This window comes from Parafrankia soli, assembly GCF_001854695.1.
GTDB lineage: Bacteria > Actinomycetota > Actinomycetes > Frankiales > Frankiaceae > Parafrankia > Parafrankia soli.
Genome location: NZ_MAXA01000257.1, coordinates 1 through 21,424, shown reverse-complemented (window position 1 = coordinate 21,424; position 21,424 = coordinate 1). Strand labels below are relative to the sequence as shown.

Annotated in this window: 18 protein-coding genes and 1 pseudogene; 17 read left to right on the top strand and 2 right to left on the bottom strand. The window is 71.0% G+C overall.

Annotation, left to right across the window (positions count from 1 at the left end; genetic code table 11):
- Positions 1-115 precede the first annotated feature (115 nt).
- Together BBK14_RS42490 and BBK14_RS29525 are read right to left on the bottom strand one after the other, a co-directional pair.
- Positions 116-292, bottom strand: a pseudogene (locus BBK14_RS42490) (transposase); the annotation flags it as partial.
- Positions 293-376: 84 nt separating this feature from the next.
- Positions 377-1,093, bottom strand: coding sequence for a dienelactone hydrolase family protein (locus tag BBK14_RS29525; protein ID WP_020463521.1), 717 nt, complete (start codon positions 1,091-1,093; stop codon positions 377-379).
- Between the two features lie 606 nt (positions 1,094-1,699).
- Here BBK14_RS29525 and BBK14_RS29520 point away from each other — a divergent pair.
- The 17 genes from BBK14_RS29520 to BBK14_RS29440 all read left to right on the top strand — a co-directional run.
- Entirely contained in the window at positions 1,700-3,010 is a 1,311-nt protein-coding gene (locus tag BBK14_RS29520) for a geranylgeranyl reductase family protein (RefSeq protein WP_071066569.1), read from the top strand.
- 342 nt (positions 3,011-3,352) lie between these two features.
- Positions 3,353-3,715, top strand: coding sequence for an NADH-quinone oxidoreductase subunit A (locus tag BBK14_RS29515; protein ID WP_071066458.1), 363 nt, complete (start codon positions 3,353-3,355; stop codon positions 3,713-3,715).
- Positions 3,706-4,500, top strand: coding sequence for a NuoB/complex I 20 kDa subunit family protein (locus tag BBK14_RS42485; protein ID WP_018505174.1), 795 nt, complete (start codon positions 3,706-3,708; stop codon positions 4,498-4,500). The genes BBK14_RS29515 and BBK14_RS42485 overlap by 10 nt, the downstream gene beginning before the upstream one ends.
- Positions 4,493-5,182, top strand: coding sequence for an NADH-quinone oxidoreductase subunit C (locus tag BBK14_RS29505; protein ID WP_071066457.1), 690 nt, complete (start codon positions 4,493-4,495; stop codon positions 5,180-5,182). Before BBK14_RS42485 ends, BBK14_RS29505 begins: the two co-directional genes overlap by 8 nt.
- A 91-nt stretch (positions 5,183-5,273) precedes the next feature.
- On the top strand, positions 5,274-6,647 hold the full coding sequence (locus BBK14_RS29500; RefSeq protein ID WP_071066456.1) for an NADH-quinone oxidoreductase subunit D: 1,374 nt from the start codon (positions 5,274-5,276) through the stop codon (positions 6,645-6,647).
- The gene (gene nuoE / locus BBK14_RS29495; RefSeq protein WP_020463515.1) at positions 6,647-7,468 is read left to right on the top strand and encodes an NADH-quinone oxidoreductase subunit NuoE; all 822 of its coding nucleotides are present in this window, start codon (positions 6,647-6,649) and stop codon (positions 7,466-7,468) included. Before BBK14_RS29500 ends, nuoE begins: the two co-directional genes overlap by 1 nt.
- Positions 7,469-7,470: 2 nt before the next feature.
- The gene (nuoF, locus tag BBK14_RS29490; RefSeq protein ID WP_020463514.1) at positions 7,471-8,814 is read left to right on the top strand and encodes an NADH-quinone oxidoreductase subunit NuoF; all 1,344 of its coding nucleotides are present in this window, start codon (positions 7,471-7,473) and stop codon (positions 8,812-8,814) included.
- A gap of 4 nt (positions 8,815-8,818) precedes the next feature.
- Positions 8,819-11,410, top strand: coding sequence for an NADH-quinone oxidoreductase subunit G (locus BBK14_RS29485; RefSeq protein WP_071066568.1), 2,592 nt, complete (start codon positions 8,819-8,821; stop codon positions 11,408-11,410).
- On the top strand, positions 11,407-12,807 hold the full coding sequence (nuoH, locus tag BBK14_RS29480) for an NADH-quinone oxidoreductase subunit NuoH (RefSeq protein WP_071066455.1): 1,401 nt from the start codon (positions 11,407-11,409) through the stop codon (positions 12,805-12,807). Before BBK14_RS29485 ends, nuoH begins: the two co-directional genes overlap by 4 nt.
- 3 nt (positions 12,808-12,810) lie before the next feature.
- On the top strand, positions 12,811-13,428 hold the full coding sequence (gene nuoI / locus BBK14_RS29475) for an NADH-quinone oxidoreductase subunit NuoI (protein ID WP_071066454.1): 618 nt from the start codon (positions 12,811-12,813) through the stop codon (positions 13,426-13,428).
- Positions 13,425-14,387, top strand: coding sequence for an NADH-quinone oxidoreductase subunit J (locus tag BBK14_RS29470; RefSeq protein ID WP_071066453.1), 963 nt, complete (start codon positions 13,425-13,427; stop codon positions 14,385-14,387). Before nuoI ends, BBK14_RS29470 begins: the two co-directional genes overlap by 4 nt.
- Entirely contained in the window at positions 14,384-14,683 is a 300-nt protein-coding gene (gene nuoK, locus BBK14_RS29465) for an NADH-quinone oxidoreductase subunit NuoK (protein ID WP_020463509.1), read from the top strand. The genes BBK14_RS29470 and nuoK overlap by 4 nt, the downstream gene beginning before the upstream one ends.
- A 184-nt stretch (positions 14,684-14,867) precedes the next feature.
- On the top strand, positions 14,868-16,856 hold the full coding sequence (gene nuoL, locus BBK14_RS29460; protein WP_071066452.1) for an NADH-quinone oxidoreductase subunit L: 1,989 nt from the start codon (positions 14,868-14,870) through the stop codon (positions 16,854-16,856).
- 1 nt (position 16,857) lies between these two features.
- Complete coding sequence (locus BBK14_RS29455; protein WP_071066451.1) at positions 16,858-18,417, top strand: NADH-quinone oxidoreductase subunit M; 1,560 nt, start codon at positions 16,858-16,860, stop codon at positions 18,415-18,417.
- Entirely contained in the window at positions 18,414-19,991 is a 1,578-nt protein-coding gene (gene nuoN, locus BBK14_RS29450; protein WP_071066450.1) for an NADH-quinone oxidoreductase subunit NuoN, read from the top strand. Before BBK14_RS29455 ends, nuoN begins: the two co-directional genes overlap by 4 nt.
- A gap of 7 nt (positions 19,992-19,998) precedes the next feature.
- Positions 19,999-21,015 (top strand): polyprenyl synthetase family protein, encoded by a 1,017-nt coding sequence (locus tag BBK14_RS29445; protein ID WP_071066449.1) that lies wholly within the window; start codon positions 19,999-20,001, stop codon positions 21,013-21,015.
- A gap of 52 nt (positions 21,016-21,067) precedes the next feature.
- The coding region (locus BBK14_RS29440) for a helix-turn-helix domain-containing protein (protein WP_157904363.1) at positions 21,068-21,424 on the top strand (357 nt) is incomplete at its 3' end.

Below are 21,424 nucleotides of genomic sequence, written 5' to 3'. Positions count from 1 at the left end.
AGCGCAGAATCGGTTTCGCTGATGATGGCGCTGGCGGGTGTCGCTGTGGCGTCGGCTGTTGCCACGTGGGGGTCCGGATTGGCTGGGGCCGGGGGTGTCTGTGGTGCTCGGGCGGTCAGGTGGGGGTAAGGGCAGGGTGCAGGCGGAACAGGTTCAGGGCGGTGCAAGCCAGGCCGAGTCCGGCGGTGACGGCGGGGGTTCCTCTGCGGCGGAAGCAGCGCAGGCCGGTGAGGTCCTCGGGGTGGCCGATGACGGTCTCGACGGTGGCTGCCCGGCGTTTCCGGGGGGTCTCTACGGCGTCGTCACGCGGCGCGGGCTGGCTCTGGGACGGGTTTGAGGGCGTGGTTGCCGCGCTGGGAACGGACCTCGTCGACCTTCACTTCGGGACGTGTGCGTCCATCCAGGTCAGCGCGCGCGCCCAGGCGTCGCGGGCCGCGGCGGCGTCGTAGGAGTCGGGGCGCGCGTCGTTGTAGAAGGCGTGGCCCACCCCCGGGTAGCGGACGACCTCGGTGTCGACGTCGGCGCGGGCGGCCGCGGCCCGCAGGTGCTCCACCTGCTCCACCGGGATCGAGCGGTCGAGATCCCCGTACAGCCCCAGCCAGGGGGTCTGCAGGGCGGCGGCGAGGTCGAGCTGCGAGGGCTCGCCGAACCGACCGTCCTCGATGCCGCCGCCGTAGAACGTGACGGCGGCGCCGAGCGGGCGCCGTACGGCCGCGTGGAAGGCGATGCCGCCGCCCATGCAGAACCCGACGACGGCGCAGCGGTCGACCGCCGTCCCCGACTCGGCGAGCACCATCAGCCCGGAGTCCAGGTCGTCGAGGATGTCGTCGCCGGCCAGCCGGCCGCGCAGCGAGACCGCCGCCGCCGAGTCGGTGTAGTCGAAGACGGGGGAGCCCTGCCGGTGGTACAGATCCGGGGCGACGGCCCGCCAGCCGGCGTCCGCGAACCTGCGGCAGACGTCGGTCACGTGGTCGGTGAGCCCGAACACCTCGTGCACGACGAGGACGCCGCCGCGGGCGGTCCACCGGGGCTCCGCTATGACCGCGGGTGTCGGACCTTCGGCGGTGGTGAGAACGACTGTTTCTGAGGTCATGGCCGCGTCGATCTCCGATGTCGGTGGGGCCTGTCGATCCACGCCGGGCGATCGGCGGGCTCCGGATCCGGTGGGGGCGCGTCGATCCGTGAGACGCGGGTCCGCGCGATGTCAGTCATTCGCGCGATGTCAGCCAACTTTCTGCCAGCCGAAGTCAGCCAACTTTTGTCAGCCAACTTTGCGGAACTACCCAGCTCGGGTGGTCATGTCACCTCCTGGCCGGGGACGGCCGGCCTGATCGTGCGCGTCGCCCGCGCCCGCCTGGCGTCGCCCCCGCCCGCTCGCCCGGCGTGGGCCGCCTGCGTGCCCGCCTGCGCTGCCCGCGCTGCCGGCCGGCTCGCGCCGCACCGACAGGCGGGTGTTGGCCCGGTCGAGGGACCACCGAGGTGCCTATCGTCGCCGTGCCGTGGCGCTGCGTTGCGAAGTACGGGGGAAGTTGACTCGTCTGCGCATCTCGAGGTCCTGGTTGGTGCCTTGGGCCTTGGCAGGGCCTACACTCGGCGTGGCGCTCGTGAAGAATTTCACGAGCGCGCAAGCGGGAGACGTGGGACACGGCCCTGATCGGCCGACTGGCGCGGGAATCCGGAGCAGCGCGTGACCAAGCGGATGACGGAACGGGACGGCACCCGGGCGGATGACCGCCCCGATGACCGCCCTGACGCCGACGTCATCGTGGTTGGTGCCGGGCCGGGCGGCTCGGCCGCCGCGTACCACCTCGCCCGCACCGGGCTCGACGTCCTGCTGCTGGAGAAGAGCACCTTCCCTCGGGAGAAGGTCTGCGGTGACGGGCTGACCCCGCGGGCCGTGCGCAGCCTTGTCGAGATGGGCATCGACACATCGGTCGAGGCCGGCTGGCTGCGTAACAGGGGGCTGCGCATCATCGGCGGCGGTGTGCGCCTCGAGCTGCCGTGGCCGGAGCTCGCGAGCTGGCCCGACTACGGCCTGGTTCGCCCGCGCGCGGACTTCGACGAGATGCTCGCCCGGCACGCGGTCAAGGCCGGTGCCCGACTGGTCGAGGGCGCCTCCGTCACCGGGCCGGTGCGTGACGACCGGACGGGACGGGTGGTCGGCGTGACCGCGCGGGCCGGGGTCGACCGGGCTCCGGCCGAGTTCCGTGCCCCGGTTGTGGTCGCCGCCGACGGCAACAGCGCCCGGATCGCGCAGGCGCTGGGGATCCGGCGCCGGGAGGACCGCCCGCTGGGCGTGGCCGTGCGGCGCTACTACCGCAGCCCGCGCACGAACGACGACTTCCTCGAGTCCCACCTCGAGCTGTGGGAGGGCCCGCCGCGCCAGAGCCGGCTGCTGCCGGGCTACGGGTGGATCTTCGGTATGGGTGACGGCACCAGCAACGTCGGCCTGGGCATGCTCAACACCACCAGCGCCTTCCAGAACACCGACTACCGGGATCTGCTCCGCCGGTGGCTGAACGGGCTGCCGCCCGAGTGGGGCTACACCGAGGAGAACGCCACCGGCCCGGTCCGCGGCAGCGCGCTGCCGATGGCCTTCAACCGCGCCCCGCACTACCAGGACGGAGTGCTCCTCGTCGGCGACGCCGGCGGGATGGTGAACCCGTTCAACGGCGAGGGCATCGCATATGCGATGGAATCGGGCCGGATCGCCGCCGAGACGATCGTCCTTGCGCTCGCCCGGCACTCCGGGTCGGCCCGGGAGCGGGCGCTCGGGCGATATCCGGAGATCCTGGCTCAGACATACGGGGGGTATTACACCCTGGGCCGTTTGTTTGTACAGCTCATCGGGAATCCGACCGTGATGGCGCTGGGGACCAGGTACGGGCTGCCTCGGCCCATGCTGATGCGTTTCGTCCTGAAGGTCATGGCGAATCTGACCGACCCGCGGGGAGGTGACGCCACGGATCGACTGATCAACGCGCTGACCCGGTTGGCGCCCGCCGCCTGAACGCGGCCACGTTCGGAAGCAGCCGGTAGGGACGCCGGCAGCCGCCGGTATGGACTCCGGCGCACGTGCTCGCACGCGACACCTCCCGATAGTCGCGCGTGCTCCGAACCAGGGAACTCCGGGCTGTGTCAGACGTCCACGGGAGATCCCTCCGGCGGTGCTGCGGAGGGGAACAATCCCGGTGCGACCGGGAAATCAGAGGTCGCGTAGGCTGCACCCGCGCTCGGCACCCGCGGGGGCAGGAGCACGAAGCACCGGTTGGCTCGGGAGGCCCGTTCGGCCACACCCGGCGAACCGCCACCAAGACGTCCGCACCAAACTTTCGAAGGAGAGGAGTTCGGCATGCTCGACAGTTATGTGCCGATCCTCGTTCTGCTCGCGATCGCGATGCTGTTCGCGGTCGGTTCCGTGGCGGTGAGCGCGCTGGTCGGCCCGAAACGGTTCAACCGTGCCAAGGTCGACATCTACGAGTGCGGTATCGAACCCGAGCCGGTGCCGGCCGGGCCGCACCGGTTCCCGGTGAAGTACTACATCACCGCGATGCTCTTCATCGTCTTCGACATCGAGATCATCTTCCTGTTCCCGTGGGCCGTCACGTTCGACAGTCTCGCGGTCTTCGGTCTCGGCGCGATGGTGTCGTTCATGGCGACGATCTTCGTCGCCTACGCCTACATATGGCGCCGGGGGGGTCTGGAATGGGACTAGAAGAGAAGCTGCCCGGTGGAGTTCTGCTGACCACCGTCGAGAAGCTGGCCAACTGGTCGCGCAGGTCGTCGCTGTGGCCGGCGACCTTCGGCCTGGCCTGCTGTGCCATCGAGATGATGTCGACCGGCGCCGGCCGCTACGACCTCTCCCGCTTCGGGATGGAGGTCTTCCGGGCCAGCCCGCGCCAGGCCGACCTCATGATCGTGGCGGGCCGGGTGAGCCAGAAGATGGCCCCGGTGCTGCGCCAGATCTACGACCAGATGCCCGAGCCCAAGTGGGTGCTGTCGATGGGCGTCTGCGCGAGCAGCGGCGGAATGTTCAACAACTACGCGATCGTGCAGGGCGTCGACCACATCGTTCCGGTGGACATGTACCTGCCGGGCTGCCCGCCGCGTCCCGAGATGCTCATGGACGCGATCATCAAGCTGCACGAGAAGATCCTCGCCGGCTCGGTGTCGGGCAAGGTCGAGCACACCAAGGCCGGCTCGTCGCCCTACCCGAAGCCGATCGAGGTGGCCACGGCGTGGTCCGGCCTGCCCGCCGGCGCGGTCGACACCCGCACGCTGTCGGTCAACGACCGCAAGCGGTTCAGCCTGCCTGAAGGCGCGCCCGTCCCGGCGGGGCGCGGTGCCGTCGAACCGGTGCTGGACGAGCGCCGCCCGGCGGCGATCGCGCCGCCGTCCGTCTTCGGCCGCGGCAAGCGGGTGCCCGTCGACGCCAAGCCGACCGACGAGTCCCGGGCCGACGGTCCCGGACCGAGCACGGAGACCCTGACCGATGACTGACCTGGTACCGGGCTCCGCCGGCGTTCCGGGCGGTCCCGGCGGCCGCCGCCGGGACGCCTTCGGCGCGCGCGGCAGTGGCGACACGTCGGGCTTCGGTGGCCTCGTGCCGCCGGTGGCGGCCCTGGCGTCGACGTCCCGCCCGTTCGGCGACGAGGCCGCCGACACCGTCTACGACACCCTCGAACGGGTCTTCCCCGAGCTGGGCGACGCCGTCGAGCGGGTCGTCTTCGCGTACGGCGAGCTGACGATCCACGTGCGCCGCGAGCGGCTGCTGGACGTCGCGTGGACGCTGCGCGACGACCCGGGGCTGCGCTTCGAGCTGCTGTCGTCGCTGTCCGGGGTGGACTACCCCGACGACCTGACCGGCCGCCGCCTGCACTCCGTGGTGCACCTGACGTCGCTGACCCACCGGCACCGGCTGCGCGTCGAGGTGTCCGTCGCGGACGGCGACGCGGTGCTGCCGAGCCTGACCCCGGTCTGGCCGACCGCGGACTGGCACGAGCGCGAGGCCTACGACCTGTTCGGCATCGTCTACGAGGGCCACCACGAGCTCACGCGGATCATGATGCCGGACGACTGGGTGGGCCACCCGCAGCGCAAGGACTACCCGCTCGGCGGCATCCCCGTCGAGTACAAGGGCGCGCAGATCCCGCCGCCCGAGACCCGCCGGAGCTACTCGTGACCGGGCACTGTCCGGCCGGCACCCGGGCGCGGGCCACCACGGGGTCACGCGTGACCGCCAGGCACCCCCGAGCCGACTTCCGAGGTTCGCTATGAGCACGCACACCGAGACGCCCGTCGACGGTTCGGCCGAGACCATCACCGGCGCGCAGCCCTACGAGGCCGGGTTCACCGAGTCCTCCGCCGGTCGCGTCTACACCGTGACGGGCGGTGACTGGGAGCAGGTCCTCGGCACCGGCGAGGACGACGGCGAGCGGATCACCGTCAACATGGGCCCGCAGCACCCGTCCACCCACGGGGTGCTGCGGCTGGTGCTGGAGATCGAGGGCGAGACGGTCACCGAGACCCGCCTGGTCATCGGCTACCTACACACCGGGATCGAGAAGAGCTGCGAGTACCGCACCTGGACGCAGGCGGTCACGTTCCTCACCCGCGCCGACTACCTCTCGCCGCTGTACAACGAGGCGGCGTACTGCCTGTCGGTGGAGAAGCTGCTCGGCATCACCGACGAGGTGCCGGAGCGGGCGACCGTCATCCGGGTGCTCGTCATGGAGCTGCAGCGGATCGCCTCGCACCTGGTGTGGCTGGCGACCGGAGGCATGGAGCTCGGCGCCACCACCGGCATGATCTTCGGGTTCCGTGAGCGGGAGAAGATCCTCGACCTGCTTGAGACGATCACCGGCCTGCGGATGAACCACGCCTACATCCGGCCCGGCGGCCTCGCGCAGGACATCCCGGACGAGGTGATCCCGGCGATCCGGGCGTTCCTCGACTACATGCCCAAGCGCATCCGTGAGTACCACGCGCTGCTGACCGGCCAGCCCATCTGGAAGGCGCGGATGGTCGACGTCAACTTCCTCGACGCCGCCGCCTGCCTCGCGCTGGGGACGACCGGGCCGGTGCTGCGCGCCGCCGGTCTGCCCTGGGACCTGCGCAAGACCATGCCGTACTGCGGCTACGAGACCTACGAGTTCGACGTCCCGACCGCGCTCGAGGGCGACTCCTACGCCCGGTACCTGGTGCGGATCGAGGAGATGGGCGAGTCCCTCAAGATCATCGAGCAGTGCCTGGACCGGCTGCGCCCCGGCCCGGTCATGGTCGCCGACAAGAAGATCGCCTGGCCGTCGCAGCTGGCCATCGGCTCGGATGGCATGGGCAACTCGCTCGAGTACATCCGCAAGATCATGGGGACCTCGATGGAGGCCCTGATCCACCACTTCAAGCTCGTCACCGAGGGCTTCCGGGTGCCCGCCGGCCAGGTGTACACGCAGATCGAGTCGCCGCGCGGCGAGCTCGGCTACCACGTCGTCAGCGACGGCGGCACCAGGCCGTTCCGCGTCCACGTGCGGGACCCAAGCTTCGTGAACCTGCAGGCCGTGCCCGCGCTGACGGAGGGCGGGCAGGTGGCCGACGTGATCGTCGGCGTCGCCTCCGTCGACCCGGTGCTCGGGGGAGTTGATCGCTGATGCCACTGACCGAACAGACCCGCGCCGCGGCCCGCGAGATCATCGCGCGCTACCCCGAGGGACGTTCCCGCTCGGCGCTGCTGCCGATGCTGCACCTGGTGCAGTCCGAGCAGGGCGCGGTCACCGCGGAGGGCGTGGAGTTCTGCGCCGAGGAGCTCGGCATCACCCACGCCGAGGTCAGCGCGGTCGCGACGTTCTACACGATGTACAAGCGCCGCCCGGTCGGCGACTGGCTGGTCTCCGTCTGCACGAACCTCTCCTGCCTGTTGCGCGGCGGTGAGGAGGTCTACGAGCGCCTGTCGAAGAACCTCGGCGTCGGGCACGACCAGACCACCGAGGACGGCACGATCACGCTGGAGCACGCCGAGTGCCTGGCGGCCTGTGACTACGCGCCGGTGATGACCGTCAACTACGAGTTCTACGACCAGGTCAACCCGGACTCGGCGGAGGAGATCGTCGAGGCCCTGCGGCGCGGCGAGCGCCCGGCCCCGACCCGCGGCGGCCCGCTGTGTACGTTCGGCGAGTCCTCGTTCCAGCTCGCCGGCTTCGAGGACCCGCGTCCGGAGGGCGTCGCCGGGCAGGGGGTGGGGACCCCGTCCCTGGCCGGCGTGCTGCTCGCCGAGGCCGCCGGCTGGAAGGCGGAGGACGGTGTGGCCGGTGCCCCGCCGCTGACCCCGCTGCCCTCGAACGCGCCGCCCTCGGCTGCTTCGGCCCCGGCTGCGCCGGCGTCGAGCAGCCCCGCATCGTCGAGCGCCGCCGCCCCGGCGAGCCCGGCGCCCGCGCCGGGGACGCCCGGCGTCCCGCAGACGAAGGTGAACTGACCATGCCTGTCACCCCGGTCCTCACCCGGCGCTGGACGGCGCCCGAGTCGTGGACGCTGGCGACCTACGAGCGCCTCGACGGCTACCAGGGCCTGCGCCGGGCGCTGGCGCAGAGCCCGGACGACCTGATCAAGCTGGTCAAGGACTCCGGCCTGCGCGGCCGCGGCGGCGCGGGCTTCCCCACCGGTATGAAGTGGGGCTTCATCCCGCAGGGCGACGGCAAACCGCACTACCTCGTCATCAACGCCGACGAGGGCGAGCCGGGCACCTGCAAGGACGCCCCGCTGATGAAGGCCGACCCGCACTCGCTGATCGAGGGCATCGTGATCGCCGCCTACGCGGTGCGCGCGAACCGGGCCTTCATCTACCTGCGCGGCGAGCTCATCCACGCCGGCCGGCGGCTGCGCGCCGCCGTCGCCGAGGCGTACCGCGCCGGCTACCTGGGACGCGACATCCTCGGTAGCGGCTTCGACCTCGACCTGGTGGTGCACTCCGGCGCCGGCGCGTACATCTGCGGCGAGGAGACGGCGCTGCTGGACTCGCTGGAGGGCCGGCGCGGCCAGCCGCGGCTGCGCCCGCCGTTCCCGGCGACCCACGGCCTGTACGCATCCCCCACGGTCGTGAACAACGTCGAGACGATCGCCACCGTTCCCTTCATCGTGAACTACGGCGTCGACTGGTTCCGGTCGATGGGCCGCGAGCGTGCCCCGGGCCCGAAGATCTACAGCCTCTCCGGCCACGTGACCCACCCCGGCCAGTACGAGGCGCCGATGGGCACGACGCTGCGCGAGCTGCTCGACATGGCGGGCGGCGTCCTCGGCGGCCGCAAGCTCAAGGCGTGGACCCCGGGCGGCTCGTCGACGCCGCTGCTGACCGCCGACCACCTTGACGTCCCGCTGGACTTCGAGGGCGTACAGGAGGCCGGCTCGCTGCTCGGCACGGCCGCCCTCATGATCATGGACGACTCGGTCGACATGCTCAAGATCGTGCGGCGGCTGACCCAGTTCTACGCGCACGAGTCGTGCGGCAAGTGCACCCCGTGCCGGGAGGGCACCACCTGGATGGTGCAGATCCTGTCCCGGATGGAGCGCGGCCAGGGCGACCCCGACGACGTCGACACCCTCGTCGACGCCTGCGACAACATCTTCGGACGCGCCTTCTGCGCGCTCGCGGACGGCGCCACCTCGCCGATCGTCTCCGGGATCAAGTTCTTCCGGAACGAGTTCCTCCCGATCACCCCGGTGGGGCCGTCGGGTTCCACCACGTCGGTAGCCGGCTCGGCGAACGGCGCGGCCGCGGGTGGCGCGGCCGCGGGCACGCCGGGCGCCTACGCGGGAGCGCACTGAGATCATGACCGTCGCCCCAGAGAAGCCGGCCGCGCCGGCCGCCCCCAACCACGTCACGCTCACCGTGGACGGGCTCGAGGTGAGCGTGCCGAAGGGCACCCTCATCATCCGGGCCGCTGAGCTGTTGGGAATCGAGATCCCGCGGTTCTGCGACCACCCCCTGCTGGACCCGGTCGGCGCCTGCCGGCAGTGCATCGTCGAGGTCGAGGGCCAGCGCAAGCCGGTCGCGTCCTGCACGACCACGGTCGCCGCCGACATGGTCGTCAGGACCCAGGTCACCTCGCCGGTGGCGAAGAAGGCCCAGGCCGGGACGCTGGAGTTCCTGCTCCTCAACCACCCCCTCGACTGCCCGATCTGCGACAAGGGCGGCGAGTGCCCGCTGCAGAACCAGTCGATGGCCAACGGCGCGGCGACCTCCCGCTTCAAGGAGACGAAGCGGGCGTACCCGAAGCCGCTGGCGATCTCCAGCCAGATCCTGCTGGACCGGGAGCGTTGCGTGTTGTGCGCGCGCTGCACCCGGTTCTCCGCGCAGATCGCCGGGGATCCGTTCATCGAGCTGTTCGAGCGGGGCGCGGCCGAGCAGGTCGCCGTCAGCGACGGGCAGCCGTTCTCGTCCTACTTCTCCGGCAACACCGTGCAGATCTGCCCGGTCGGTGCGCTCACCAGCTCCGCCTACCGGTTCCGGGCCCGGCCGTTCGACCTGGTGTCGACGCCGACGTCCTGTGAGCACTGCGCCGCCGGCTGCTCGCTGCGCACCGACCACCGGCGCGGCAAGGTGATGCGTCGCCTCGCCGCCGAGGATCCGGCGGTCAACGAGGAGTGGAACTGCGACAAGGGCCGCTTCGCGTTCAACTACGCGCGGCAGTCCGACCGGCTCACCACGCCGCTGATCCGGGACGACAGCACCGGCGAGCTGGTCGAGGCGAGCTGGTCGGAGGCGCTGGAGTACGCCGCCCGCGGCCTGGCCGAGTGCCGGGACCGCAACGGCGTCGGCGTGCTCGCCGGCGGCCGGCTCACCCGCGAGGACGCCTACGCCTACGCCAAGTTCGCCCGGCTCGCCCTGGGCACCAACGACGTGGACTTCCGCGCCCGCCCGCACTCCGCCGAGGAGGAGGCCTTCCTCGGTAGCGCCGTCGCCGGTACCGGAATCGGGGTCACCTACGCCGATCTGGAGGCCGCGCCCGCCGTCCTGCTCGTCTCGTTCGAGCCGGAGGAGGAGTCGCCCATCGTCTTCCTGCGGCTGCGCAAGGCGGCGAGCAAGCACGGAACCGCCGTGCACGCGCTGGCGCCGCTGATCACCCGCGGGCTGCGCAAGATGGCCGGCACGCTGATCCCGGTCGTCCCCGGCGGCGAGGCCGCCACGCTGGACGAGCTGGCCACCGGCGCGTCGGCCACCACCGAGGCGCTGCGGGCACCCGGCGCGGTGATCCTGGTCGGCTCGCGGGCCGCCGAGTCGCCCGGCGCGCTGTCCGCGGCGCTGCGCCTCGCCGAGTCCACCGGCGCCGCGCTGGCCTGGGTGCCGCGCCGGGCCGGTGAGCGCGGCGCGGTCTCCGCCGGCCTGCTCCCATCGCTGCTGCCGGGCGGCCGCCCGGTCGCGGACGTCGGCGCGCGGGCCGAGGTGGAGTCCTTCTGGGGCGCCCGCCTGCTGGGCGCGCCCGGCCGCGACACCGCCGGCATTCTGGCCGCCGCCGCGGCGGGCCGGCTTGACGCGGTCGTCGTCGCCGGTGTCGACGCCGAGGACCTGCCCGACCCCGCGGCCGCGCTGGCCGCGCTGGCCCGGGTGCCGTTCTGCGTCTCGCTGGAGATCCGCCGTTCGTCGATCGCGGAGGTCGCCGACGTTGTCTTCCCGGTCGCTCCGGTGGCGGAGAAGGCAGGCACGTTCGTCGACTGGGAAGGGCGGCTGCGTCCCTTCCAGCGCGCGCTGACCGGCACCCCGGCCTTGCCCGACCTGCGGGTGCTGCACCTGCTCGCCGCCGAGATGGGCGTCGACCTGCGGATCCCGGACGCCGGCGCCGCCGCGCGCGAGCTCAGCGAGCTCGGCCGGGCCGGTGACGAGACCGGCCGCGGGCCGGCCCCCACCGAGTCGGTGCCCGCCGCGGTCACCGCCGGCGCGGGGGAGGCCCTGCTGGCGACCTGGCACCTCAACCTCGACGACGGCGCCCTGCAGGCCGGCGAGCCGTACCTGGCCGGCACCGCCCACCCGCCGCGGCTGCTGCTCTCGACCGCGACCGCCGCTGAGATCGGCGCGGTCGAGGGCGAGCCGGTCACGGCCAGCACCTCCCGTGGCTCGGTCACGCTGCCGCTGGAGATCATCGCGATGCCGGACCGGGTCGTCTGGGTGCCCACGCACTCGCCCGGATCGCATGTCCGCCGCTCGCTGGCCGAGCACGCCGGCGTGCTGGTCCAGATCAGCCCCGGCGGCCTGTTGCCGACCGAGACGGCGCCCGGCGGGGGAGTCGACACCTTCCCAGTCGACGAGACCCGCGGCGCGGCACTCGGCTCGCAGCTCGCCACCGCCCAGGACACCGCCGTGACCGTGGCCCACACCGGCCTCGGTGCCGCGGGCCGGGTCGACACCACCGGAGGCCGGGCATGACCGGGACCTCGACGCTCCTGCTCGCCGCGAACGTCGGCGACCCGGACATGTCCGTCCTCACCGACGACCCGTTCTGGCTCATCCTGATCAAGGCTGTCGCGGTCTTCGCGTTCCTGCTGGTGATGACGCTGTTCTCGATCGTCTTCGAGCGCAAGGTCGTCGCGAAGATGCAGCAGCGGGTCGGGCCGAACCGGCACGGCCCGCGCGGCTGGCTGCAGAGCCTCGCCGACGGCGTGAAGCTCATGCTCAAGGAAGACATCATCCCGACGCTGGCCGACAAGCCGATCTTCATCCTGGCTCCGGTCATCTCGGCGGTGCCGGCCATCCTGGCCTTCGCCTGCATCCCGTTCGGGCCGGAGGTGTCGATCTTCGGTGAACGCACGACGCTCCAGCTCGCCGACCTGCCGGTCAGCGTGCTGTACCTGCTGGCGGCGGCGTCGCTGGGCGTGTACGGACTGATCCTCGCCGGCTGGTCCAGTGGCTCGACCTACCCGCTGCTGGGCTCGCTGCGCTCGGCCGCGCAGATCATCTCCTACGAAGTCGCGATGGGCCTGGCCTTCGTCGCGGTCTTCATCTACGCGGGAACACTGTCGACCGCGGGCATCGTGCAGAGCCAGCACGACTGGTGGTACATCGCGCTGCTGCCGTCGTTCATCCTCTACTGCATCGCGATGGTCGGTGAGACGAACCGGACGCCGTTCGACCTCCCCGAGGCCGAGGGCGAGCTGGTCGGCGGGTTCCACACCGAGTACAGCTCGATCAAGTTCGCGTTCTTCTTCCTCGCCGAGTACATCAACATGGTCACCGTCTCGGCGATCGCGACCACACTGTTCCTCGGAGGCTGGCAGCCGCCGCCGATCCCGGGCCTGTCCGGGCTGGACCACGGCTGGTACCCGCTGATCTGGTTCGTCATCAAGCTGCTGCTGTTCATCTTCGTGTTCATCTGGCTGCGGGGCACGCTGCCGCGGCTGCGCTACGACCAGTTCATGGCCTTCGGCTGGAAGGTCCTGATCCCGGTCGGCCTGGTATGGGTGCTCGCGGTCGCGACCTTCCGCGCCTACCAGGAGCACGTGAGCGACCGGACGCCGTGGCTGATCGGCTTCGGGGTCGTGGTGGGCGTCCTGCTCGTGGTCGCGATCATCGACCCGGGCGCGGCGAGGGCCCAGCGCGAGCAGGAGGAGGCCGAGCGGGAACGCGCCGAATCGGCCCCGAGCCTGGACAGGATTCCCTGGCCGCCGCCGCCGCCGCCGCCGTCCGACGGCGCGACGAGGGCACTGGCCGGCCGCACTGCGGCCGGCAGCACTGCAGCCGGCAGCGGCGCGGCCGGCTCCGCCGGCGGCGACAAGGGAAACACCACCGTCATCCCCGCGGGCTCCGGCCCGCGACAGGAGAGCTGAACCATGGGGATCCTCGACCCCTACAAGGGTTTCGGCGTCACCTTCTCGACGATGTTCAAGAAGCCGACGACCGAGCAGTACCCGGAGCAGAAGAAGGAGACGGCACCCCGCTTCCACGGCCGTCACCAGCTCAACCGGCATCCGGACGGGCTGGAGAAGTGCGTCGGCTGCGAGCTGTGCGCGTGGGCCTGCCCGGCCGACGCGATCTACGTCGAGGGCGCGGACAACACCGACGAGGAGCGTTTCTCGCCGGGTGAGCGGTACGGCCGCGTCTACCAGATCAACTACCTGCGCTGCATCCTGTGCGGGCTGTGCATCGAGGCGTGTCCCACCCGGGCGCTGACGATGTCGAACGACTACGAGCTGGCCGACGACAGCCGCAACGACCTGATCTTCACCAAGGAGCAGCTGCTCGCCCCGCTTCAAGCCGGGATGGAGTCCCCGCCGCACCCGATGCGCCTCGGCGAGAGCGAGACCGACTACTACACCCGCGATCCCGACGCCCCGCTGCCCTGGCAGGTCGGCGGCTCGCCAGCCGGCGAGGCTGACGAGGCCGGCGAGGCCGAAAGGGCGGCGAACAAGGTGCCCGCCCACGGCGCGGGTTCGGAGCGGCCCCGATGAATCCGCAGATTCTCGCCCAGGCGGCGGAGATCAGCAGCACGTCGAACGGCGAGGCCTGGACGTTCTGGCTGCTCGCGCCGGTGGCGCTGCTGGCGGCGCTCGGCATGGTCCTGATGCGCAGCGCGGTGCACTCCGCCCTGCTGCTCGTGGTGAACCTGTTCTGCGTCGCGGTGTTCTACCTGATCCAGGACGCGCCCTTCCTGGGCTTCGTCCAGATCATCGTCTACACCGGCGCGATCATGGTGTTGTTCCTGTTCGTGCTGATGCTGGTCGGAGTCGATTCGTCCGACTCGCTGGTCGAGACCCTGCGCGGCCAGCGGATCGCCGCGGTGATCCTCGGGCTCGGCTTCGCCGGCCTGCTGGCGTTCCCGATCGGTCRCGCGATCGACGGCGGCAAGGCGGCGGGCCTGGAGGCGGCGAACACCGGCGGCAACGTCCACGCGATCGGACGTCTGCTGTTCACCCAGTACGTCTTCGTCTTCGAAGCGATCTCGGTGCTGCTCGTGGTCGCGGCGATCGGGACGATGGTCCTCGGTCACCGCGAGCACACCGGTGAGAAGGCCACGCAGAAGGAACGGATGCGCGCTCGCTTCGCCGAGGGCGGCACCGTCACCCCGCGGCCCGGGCCGAAGGTCTTCGCGACCAACCCCGGCCCGGAGCAGCCCGAGCTCGTCGCGGCCGGCGACGGCGATGTCGCCGGCGGCGGCCCGGACCTCGGCGGGCCCGGCGCGGGCCCGGCCGGCGCGGGTGGTCCGGACGACGGCGGTGCCGGTGGTCCGGGCGGTCCTGGGACAGGCGGTCCCGGTGCGGGCGGTGCTGGTGGTCCGGGTACGGACGGCCCGGGCGGCGGTGGGCCCGACGGCGGGCCGAGCGCGAACGGGACGAGTGAGGACTCCGACGACGAGACCGTCGTCGGCGGGTCGGCGCCGGTGGGCGCGGGCAGGGGGAGCGGTCGGTGAACCCGGCGAACTATCTGATCCTGTCGGGGTTGCTGTTCACCATCGGCGCGACCGGGGTTCTGGTCCGGCGCAACGCGATCGTCGTGTTCATGTCGATCGAGCTGATGCTCAACGCGGTGAACCTGACCCTGGTGACGTTCTCCCGCATCCACGGGACGCTGGAGGGCCAGATCATGGCGTTCTTCGTCATGGTCGTGGCCGCCGCCGAGGTGGTCGTCGGCCTGGCGATCATTCTGGCGATCTTCCGGACGCGCAGATCCGCGTCGGTCGACGACGTGAACCTCCTGAAGTACTGACCTCTCGACGTACTCGGGCATCCCGAGGCTTGTCTCCCGGCCGCCCTGACGCGGCCGCGACCGGGACCTCCGGTCACGGAAGAACGGACAACACTGCAGTGACGCTTTGCGCAACAGGGGCGGCGCAGCCCGGACCACCTCCGGTGGCCCTGGCGCTGGCGCACGTACCCGGAACCGGACCGCGATGAGCGCCGGAGGGGCCGCCATCCTCGCGGCCGACGAGCACGGTGGCGCGGCCGTGCACTACGCCGCCGCGTCCGGGGCGTTCTCGCTGACCTGGCTGCTCATCGCGCTTCCGCTGGCCGGGGCGGCCGTTCTCCTGCTCGGCGGGCGGCGTACCGACCGGTGGGGCCACCTGCTCGGCACGCTGACCGCGGCCGCATCCTTCGTCGTCGGCCTGGTCCTGTTCTTCGGGCTGCTCGACCGCTCCGGTGACGACCGGGCCGTCTCCCAGCACCTCTACAGCTGGATCCCGGTCAACGGCTTCCAGGTGGACGTCGGCCTGCTGTTCGACCAGCTCTCCGCGGTCTTCGTGCTGCTGATCACCGGTGTGGGCACGCTGATCCACATCTACTCGATCGGCTACATGTCGCACGACCCGGGCCGGCGGCGCTTCTTCGCCTACATGAACCTCTTCCTGGCGTCGATGCTGCTGCTGGTGCTGGGCAACAACTTCCTGGTGCTCTACGGCGGCTGGGAGCTGGTCGGCCTCTCGTCCTTCCTGCTCATCAAGTTCTGGGAGTACAAGCCGGCCGCGGCCACCGCCGCGAACAAGGCCTTCTACATGAACCGGGTCGGCGACGTCGGCCTCGCGCTCGCGATCATGTTCATGTTCTCCACCGTCGGCAGCACCAACTACGACTCGGTGTTCGGTGCCGCCGCCGCGGACGTCATCGGCTACGGCACCATCACCGCTATGGCGCTGCTGCTCCTGCTCGGCGCCTGCGGCAAGTCCGGCCAGTTCCCGTTGCAGGCATGGCTGCCGGACGCCATGGAGGGCCCGACCCCGATCTCGGCGCTCATCCACGCGGCCACCATGGTCACCGCCGGTGTGTACCTGATCGTCCGGGCTGCCCCGATCTTTGACCAGACGCAGGCCGCGCGGACCGTCGTCCTGATCATCGGCGCGGTCACGATCCTCATCGGATGCGTCATCGGCTGCGCCTACGACGACATCAAGAAGGTCCTGGCCTACTCGACGGTCAGCCAGATCGGCTACATGTTCCTCGCCGTCGGGCTCGGCCCGGCCGGGTACGCGCTGGGCATCATGCACCTGCTCGCGCACGGCTTCTTCAAGGCCGGCCTGTTCCTCGGCTCCGGCTCGGTCATCCACGGGATGGACGGCGAGCAGGACATGCGCAGGTACGGCGGGCTGTGGCGGCACATGCCGATCACCTGGGTCACCTTCGGCCTCGGCTACCTGGCGATCATCGGTTTCCCGGGCCTGTCCGGGTTCTTCACCAAGGACCGCATCATCGAGACGGCGCTGGCCAAGGGTGGCACCAGCGGCTACATCTATGGTGGCGTGGCGCTGCTCGGCGCCGGGATCACCGCCTTCTACATGACCCGGCTGTTCCTGATGACCTTCCACGGCAAGGCGCGCTGGGAGCACGACGGGCCGGAGGCCAAGCACCCGCACGAGTCGCCGGCGACGATGACCGGCCCGATGATGCTGCTGGCCGTCGGCTCGGTCTTCGCCGGTGGGCTGTTCGTCCTCGGCAGCTCGATGCAGAACTGGCTCGCCCCGGTGGTCGGCGAGCACGGTGAGGCGCACCACGACATCTCGCCCGCGGTCGTCACCGCGCTGGTGCTGGTCGTCTCCGCCGGCGGGTTCGCCGGTGCCTACCTGCGTTACCAGCTCCGCCCGGTCGAGGCCGTCGCCCGGCCGGACGCCGAGGTCAGCGTGGTGACCGTCGCCGCGCGCCGCGACCTCTACGCGAACACCTTCAACGAGGTCGTCGCCATGCGGCCGGGGCAGTACCTGACCCGCTTCCTGGTCTGGGCGGACAACGTCGGCATCGACGGCTTCGTGCGCGGGAGCGCCGCCGCCGTGGGCGGGCTGTCCGGCCGGCTGCGACGCACCCAGACCGGCTTCGTCCGGTCCTACGCACTGTCGATGTTGGGAGGTACCGTCCTCGTGGTCGGTGCTCTGCTGCTCACCAGGGCCGGCTGACGTGAGCACAGCCCCCTGGCTGACGATCATGCTGATCGTCCCCGCGGTCGGTTCGCTGGTCGTCGCGTCGCTGCCGCGCCGGCACGGCACGCTCGCCAAGCAACTCGCGCTCGTGGTCTCGCTGGCAGTCCTGGTGCTCGCGGTGCTGGCCACCGCCGCCTACGATCCGGACAAGGCCGGCTTCCAGTTCGGCCAGTCCTATGACTGGATCAAGGAGTTCGGCGTCTCCTACTCGGTGGGCGCCGACGGCATCTCGCTGGTGCTGATGCTGCTCGCCGCGCTGCTCGTCCCGGTGGTCGTGCTGTCCTCCTGGGACGAGGCGGAAGAGGGGCGGCGTTCCGTCCCCGCGTTCTTCGCGCTGCTGCTGGCGCTGGAGACGGGCATGGTCGGGGTGTTCGCCGCCACCGACGTGTTCCTCTTCTATGTCTTCTTCGAGGCCATGCTCATTCCGATGTACTTCCTCATCGGGAGCTACGGGCCGGTCGAGGAGAAGGCACAGCGCTCCTACGCGGCAGTGAAGTTCCTGCTCTACAGCCTGTTCGGCGGGCTGCTGATGCTCGCCGCGGTGATCGGCCTGTACGTGGTCTCCGCCGACCAGCTCGGCACGGGCACGTTCGACTTCGCCACCCTGCGCCAGCTGGAGATCACCCCGGGCGTGCAGAAGCTGCTCTTCCTCGGCTTCTTCATCGCCTTCGCCATCAAGGCGCCGCTGTTTCCCTTCCACACCTGGCTGCCCGACGCCGGCGCGCAGTCGCCGACCGGCGGCGCCGTCCTGCTCGTCGGGGTGCTGGACAAGGTCGGCACCTTCGGCCTGATCCGGTACTGCATCCCGCTGTTCCCGGACGCCGCCGAGTACTTCGCGCCGATGGTGCTGGCCCTGGCGGTGATCGGCATCTTCTACGGCGCCCTGCTGGCCATCGGCCAGCGGGACATGAAACGGCTGGTCGCCTACACCTCGCTGGCCCACTTCGGGTTCATAGCGCTGGGGACCTTCGCCTTCACCTCGCAGGCCGGCACGGGCGCCGTGCTCTACATGGTCAACCACGGCCTGTCGACGGGGCTGCTGTTCGTGGTGGTCGGCTTCCTGGTGGCCCGCCGGGGCAGCCGGGATGTCAGCGCCTACGGCGGCATGGCCCAGGTGACGCCGATCCTCGCCGGGGTCTTCCTGATCGCCGGCCTGTCCTCGCTGGCCCTGCCGGGTACGAACAGCTTCGTCAGCGAGTTCCTGGTGCTGGTCGGAGTGTTCACCGAGTACCGGGCACTGGCGATCGTGGCGACCTGCGGGATCGTGCTCGCCGCGATCTACATCCTGTACCTGTACCAGCGCACGATGACCGGTCCGGTCAAGGACGAGAAGATGCGTCTCGTCAAGGACCTCAGCGTGCGGGAGCGGGTGGTGGTCGCGCCGATGGTCGCGCTGATCATCGGGCTCGGGGTGTACCCCAAGCCGCTGCTCGACATCATCACGCCCACGGTGACCGCCACGTTCGCGGACATCGGGAAGTCTGACCCGGCGCCGACGGCCCCGGTGGCCGCGCCGGAATCCGGAGGCCGTTCGTGAGCGCCGCAACGACTGTGCTGGCGCAGGGCGCCGCGCAGAAGATCACACCGCCGTCGATCGAGTACTCGTCCCTCAGCCCGATGCTCATCCTGTTCGGCGTCGCGCTGGCCGGGGTCCTCGTCGACGCCTTCGCCCCACCGAAGGCCCGGCGGGTGCTCCAGCCGCTGCTGGCCGGGGCGGGGTTCATCGGCGCGTTCGTCGCGGTGGTGCTTCTGCACGCCCACCGCCAGGTGCTCGCCGCCGGCGCGGTGGCCATCGACGGGCCGACGCTGTTCCTGCAGGGCACCATCCTGGTGTTCGCGCTGCTGGCGGTGCTGCTGGTCGCCGAGCGCCGGCTGGACTCCTCCGGCGGCGCGCTCGTCGCCTCCGCCGCGATCGTCCCCGGCTCGCGCGGCTCCACCGCGCAGCGCACCTCGCCGGACGTGCAGACCGAGGCGTATCCGCTGATGGTCTTCTCGGTCAGCGGCATGCTGCTCTTCGTCGCCTCGAACAACCTGCTGGTCATGTTCGTGGCGCTGGAGATCCTCTCGCTGCCGCTGTACCTGCTGTGCGGGCTGGCGCGGCGCCGGCGGCTGCTGTCGCAGGAAGCCGCGATGAAGTACTTCCTGCTCGGGGCGTTCTCGTCGGCCTTCTTCCTTTATGGGGTCGCATTCGCCTACGGCTACGCCGGCAGCGTCGAGCTCGGCCGGATCGCCGACGCGGTGGGCACGGTCGGCCAGAACGACACGTACCTCTACCTGTCGCTCGCGCTGCTCGGCGTCGGCCTGTTCTTCAAGATCGGTGCCGCCCCGTTCCACTCCTGGACGCCGGACGTCTACCAGGGCGCCCCGACACCGATCACCGCCTTCATGGCGGCGGGGACGAAGGTCGCCGCCTTCGGGGCGCTGCTGCGGGTCTTCTACGTGGCCTTCGGCGGCATGCGGTGGGACTGGCGGCCGGTGATCTGGGCTGTGGCCATTCTCACCATGGTCGTCGGCGCGGTGCTCGCGCTCACGCAGCGTGACATCAAGCGGATGCTCGCCTACTCGGCGGTCGCGCACGCCGGCTTCCTGCTCGTCGGGATGGCCGGCTCGAACGTCGACGGCCTGCGCGGCGCCATGTTCTATCTGGTGACCTACGGCTTCACCACGATCGCGGCGTTCGCGGTGGTCTCCCTGGTCCGCACCGGCGACGGCGAGGCCAGCGACCTCTCCCAGTGGCAGGGCCTGGGCCGGACGTCGCCGCTACTGGCAGGCACGTTCGCCTTCCTACTGCTCGCGCTCGCCGGCATCCCGCTGACCAGCGGGTTCACCGGGAAGTTTGCGGTCTTCCAGGCGGCGATCGCCGGTGACGCGACCCCGCTGGTGGTCGTGGCCCTGGTGTGCAGCGCGATCGCGGCGTTCTTCTACGTCCGGGTCATCGTGCTGATGTTCTTCTCCGAGCCRCTCGCCGACGGGCCGGTCATCGTCACCCGGCCGACTCTTACCTTCGCTACGGTGGGTATAGGTGCACTCATGACCCTGCTGTTGGGCGTGGCGCCGCAGCCGCTTCTCGACCTGGCGACCACCGCGGCGACCTCCGGCTTCGTACGCTGATGGCGGTATGAGCGCTATCGGGCTGGAAGTGATGGGGATCAGGGCCGACCCTGATCTCGAGAAGTCGATGCGGGTCGGGCTCGCCGCGGTCGAGGAGATGCTGCGCGGATCCGTCCGCAGCGAGTTCTCCTTCGTGACCGAGGCGTCCCGGCACCTCGTCGACGCGGGCGGCAAGCGGTTCCGACCCATGGTCGTACTGCTTGCCGCCCAGTTCGCCGATCCGGACGCGGTCGGTGTCGTGCCGGCGGCCGTGGCGATCGAGCTGACCCATCTGTCGACGCTTTACCACGACGACGTGATGGACGAGGCCCCGCTGCGCCGCGGTGCCGCGTCCGCGAACGCCCGGTGGACGAACACGGTCGCGATCCTCACCGGCGACTTCCTGTTCGCACGCGCGTCCGAGATCACGGCCGACCTGGGGCCGGAGGCGACCCGCATCCTGGCGCGCACGATCGCGACCCTCTGCGAGGGCCAGATCCGCGAGACCGTCGGGGTCGGGCCGGGGCAGGACCCGATCGAGCACTACCTGCGGGTCATCACGGAGAAGACGGCTTCGCTGATCGCCACGTCCGCCCGCCTGGGCGCCATGCTCGCCGGCGCCGACCCGGTCACGACCGACGTCCTGGCCGCGTTCGGGGAGCGCTTCGGGGTGGCCTTCCAGCTCTCCGACGACCTCATCGACGTGGCGTCGCCGAGCGAGGACTCCGGCAAGACACCCGGGACGGACCTGCGCGAGGGCATCCCGACGCTGCCGGTGCTCTACGCCCTGCAGGGCGAGGACGCGGCGGCCCGCCGGCTGCGCGACCTGCTCGGGGTGAACCCGCGCACGGAGGCCGGGGTCACCGAGTCCGGGGTCGTCGAGGCGTTGGAGCTGCTGCGCGAGCATCCCGCGATGGACCGGGCCCGCGCCGAGCTCATCCGCTGGTCGAGCGAGGCCCGCGAGTGCCTGGCGCCGCTGCCCGACGGCTCGGCCAAGACCGCGCTGGAGTCGCTGGCCGACTTCGTCATCGACCGCACGAGCTAGTGTCCCGGTCCGGAGATCTGCGATCTCATGGGACCTGCGGTGTCATGGAGGTATGGCAGGTAAGCCGAGTCTGCCGCTCGTGCTCACCGGGGCCGAGCGGCGGACCCTTCAGGGGTGGGCCAGCCGGCGCAGGACTGCGCAGGGCCTGGCCCAGCGGGCGCGCATCGTGTTGATGTGCGCGGATGACAGGACCAACAAGTCCGTGGCCGCCGAACTGGGAATCAGCCGGGACACGGTGGGCAGGTGGCGGAACCGGTTCGTCCGGCACCGGTGCGCCGGGCTCAGCGACGAGCCGAGGCCGGGCGCGCCGCGCACGATCAGCGATGCCCAGGTCGAGGAGGTCGTGGTCCGCACTCTGGAAGAGGTGCCCGAAGGGGCCACCCACTGGTCCAAGCGCGAGCTCGCGAAG

Coding starts and splice junctions, on each gene's coding strand:
- BBK14_RS29525 (WP_020463521.1), bottom strand. CDS start 1,093: ATGACCTCAGAAACAGTCGTTCTCACCACCGCCGAAGGTCCGACACCC.
- BBK14_RS29520 (WP_071066569.1), top strand. CDS start 1,700: ATGACGGAACGGGACGGCACCCGGGCGGATGACCGCCCCGATGACCGC.
- BBK14_RS29515 (WP_071066458.1), top strand. CDS start 3,353: ATGCTCGACAGTTATGTGCCGATCCTCGTTCTGCTCGCGATCGCGATG.
- BBK14_RS42485 (WP_018505174.1), top strand. CDS start 3,706: ATGGGACTAGAAGAGAAGCTGCCCGGTGGAGTTCTGCTGACCACCGTC.
- BBK14_RS29505 (WP_071066457.1), top strand. CDS start 4,493: ATGACTGACCTGGTACCGGGCTCCGCCGGCGTTCCGGGCGGTCCCGGC.
- BBK14_RS29500 (WP_071066456.1), top strand. CDS start 5,274: ATGAGCACGCACACCGAGACGCCCGTCGACGGTTCGGCCGAGACCATC.
- nuoE (WP_020463515.1), top strand. CDS start 6,647: ATGCCACTGACCGAACAGACCCGCGCCGCGGCCCGCGAGATCATCGCG.
- nuoF (WP_020463514.1), top strand. CDS start 7,471: ATGCCTGTCACCCCGGTCCTCACCCGGCGCTGGACGGCGCCCGAGTCG.
- BBK14_RS29485 (WP_071066568.1), top strand. CDS start 8,819: ATGACCGTCGCCCCAGAGAAGCCGGCCGCGCCGGCCGCCCCCAACCAC.
- nuoH (WP_071066455.1), top strand. CDS start 11,407: ATGACCGGGACCTCGACGCTCCTGCTCGCCGCGAACGTCGGCGACCCG.
- nuoI (WP_071066454.1), top strand. CDS start 12,811: ATGGGGATCCTCGACCCCTACAAGGGTTTCGGCGTCACCTTCTCGACG.
- nuoL (WP_071066452.1), top strand. CDS start 14,868: ATGAGCGCCGGAGGGGCCGCCATCCTCGCGGCCGACGAGCACGGTGGC.
- BBK14_RS29445 (WP_071066449.1), top strand. CDS start 19,999: ATGAGCGCTATCGGGCTGGAAGTGATGGGGATCAGGGCCGACCCTGAT.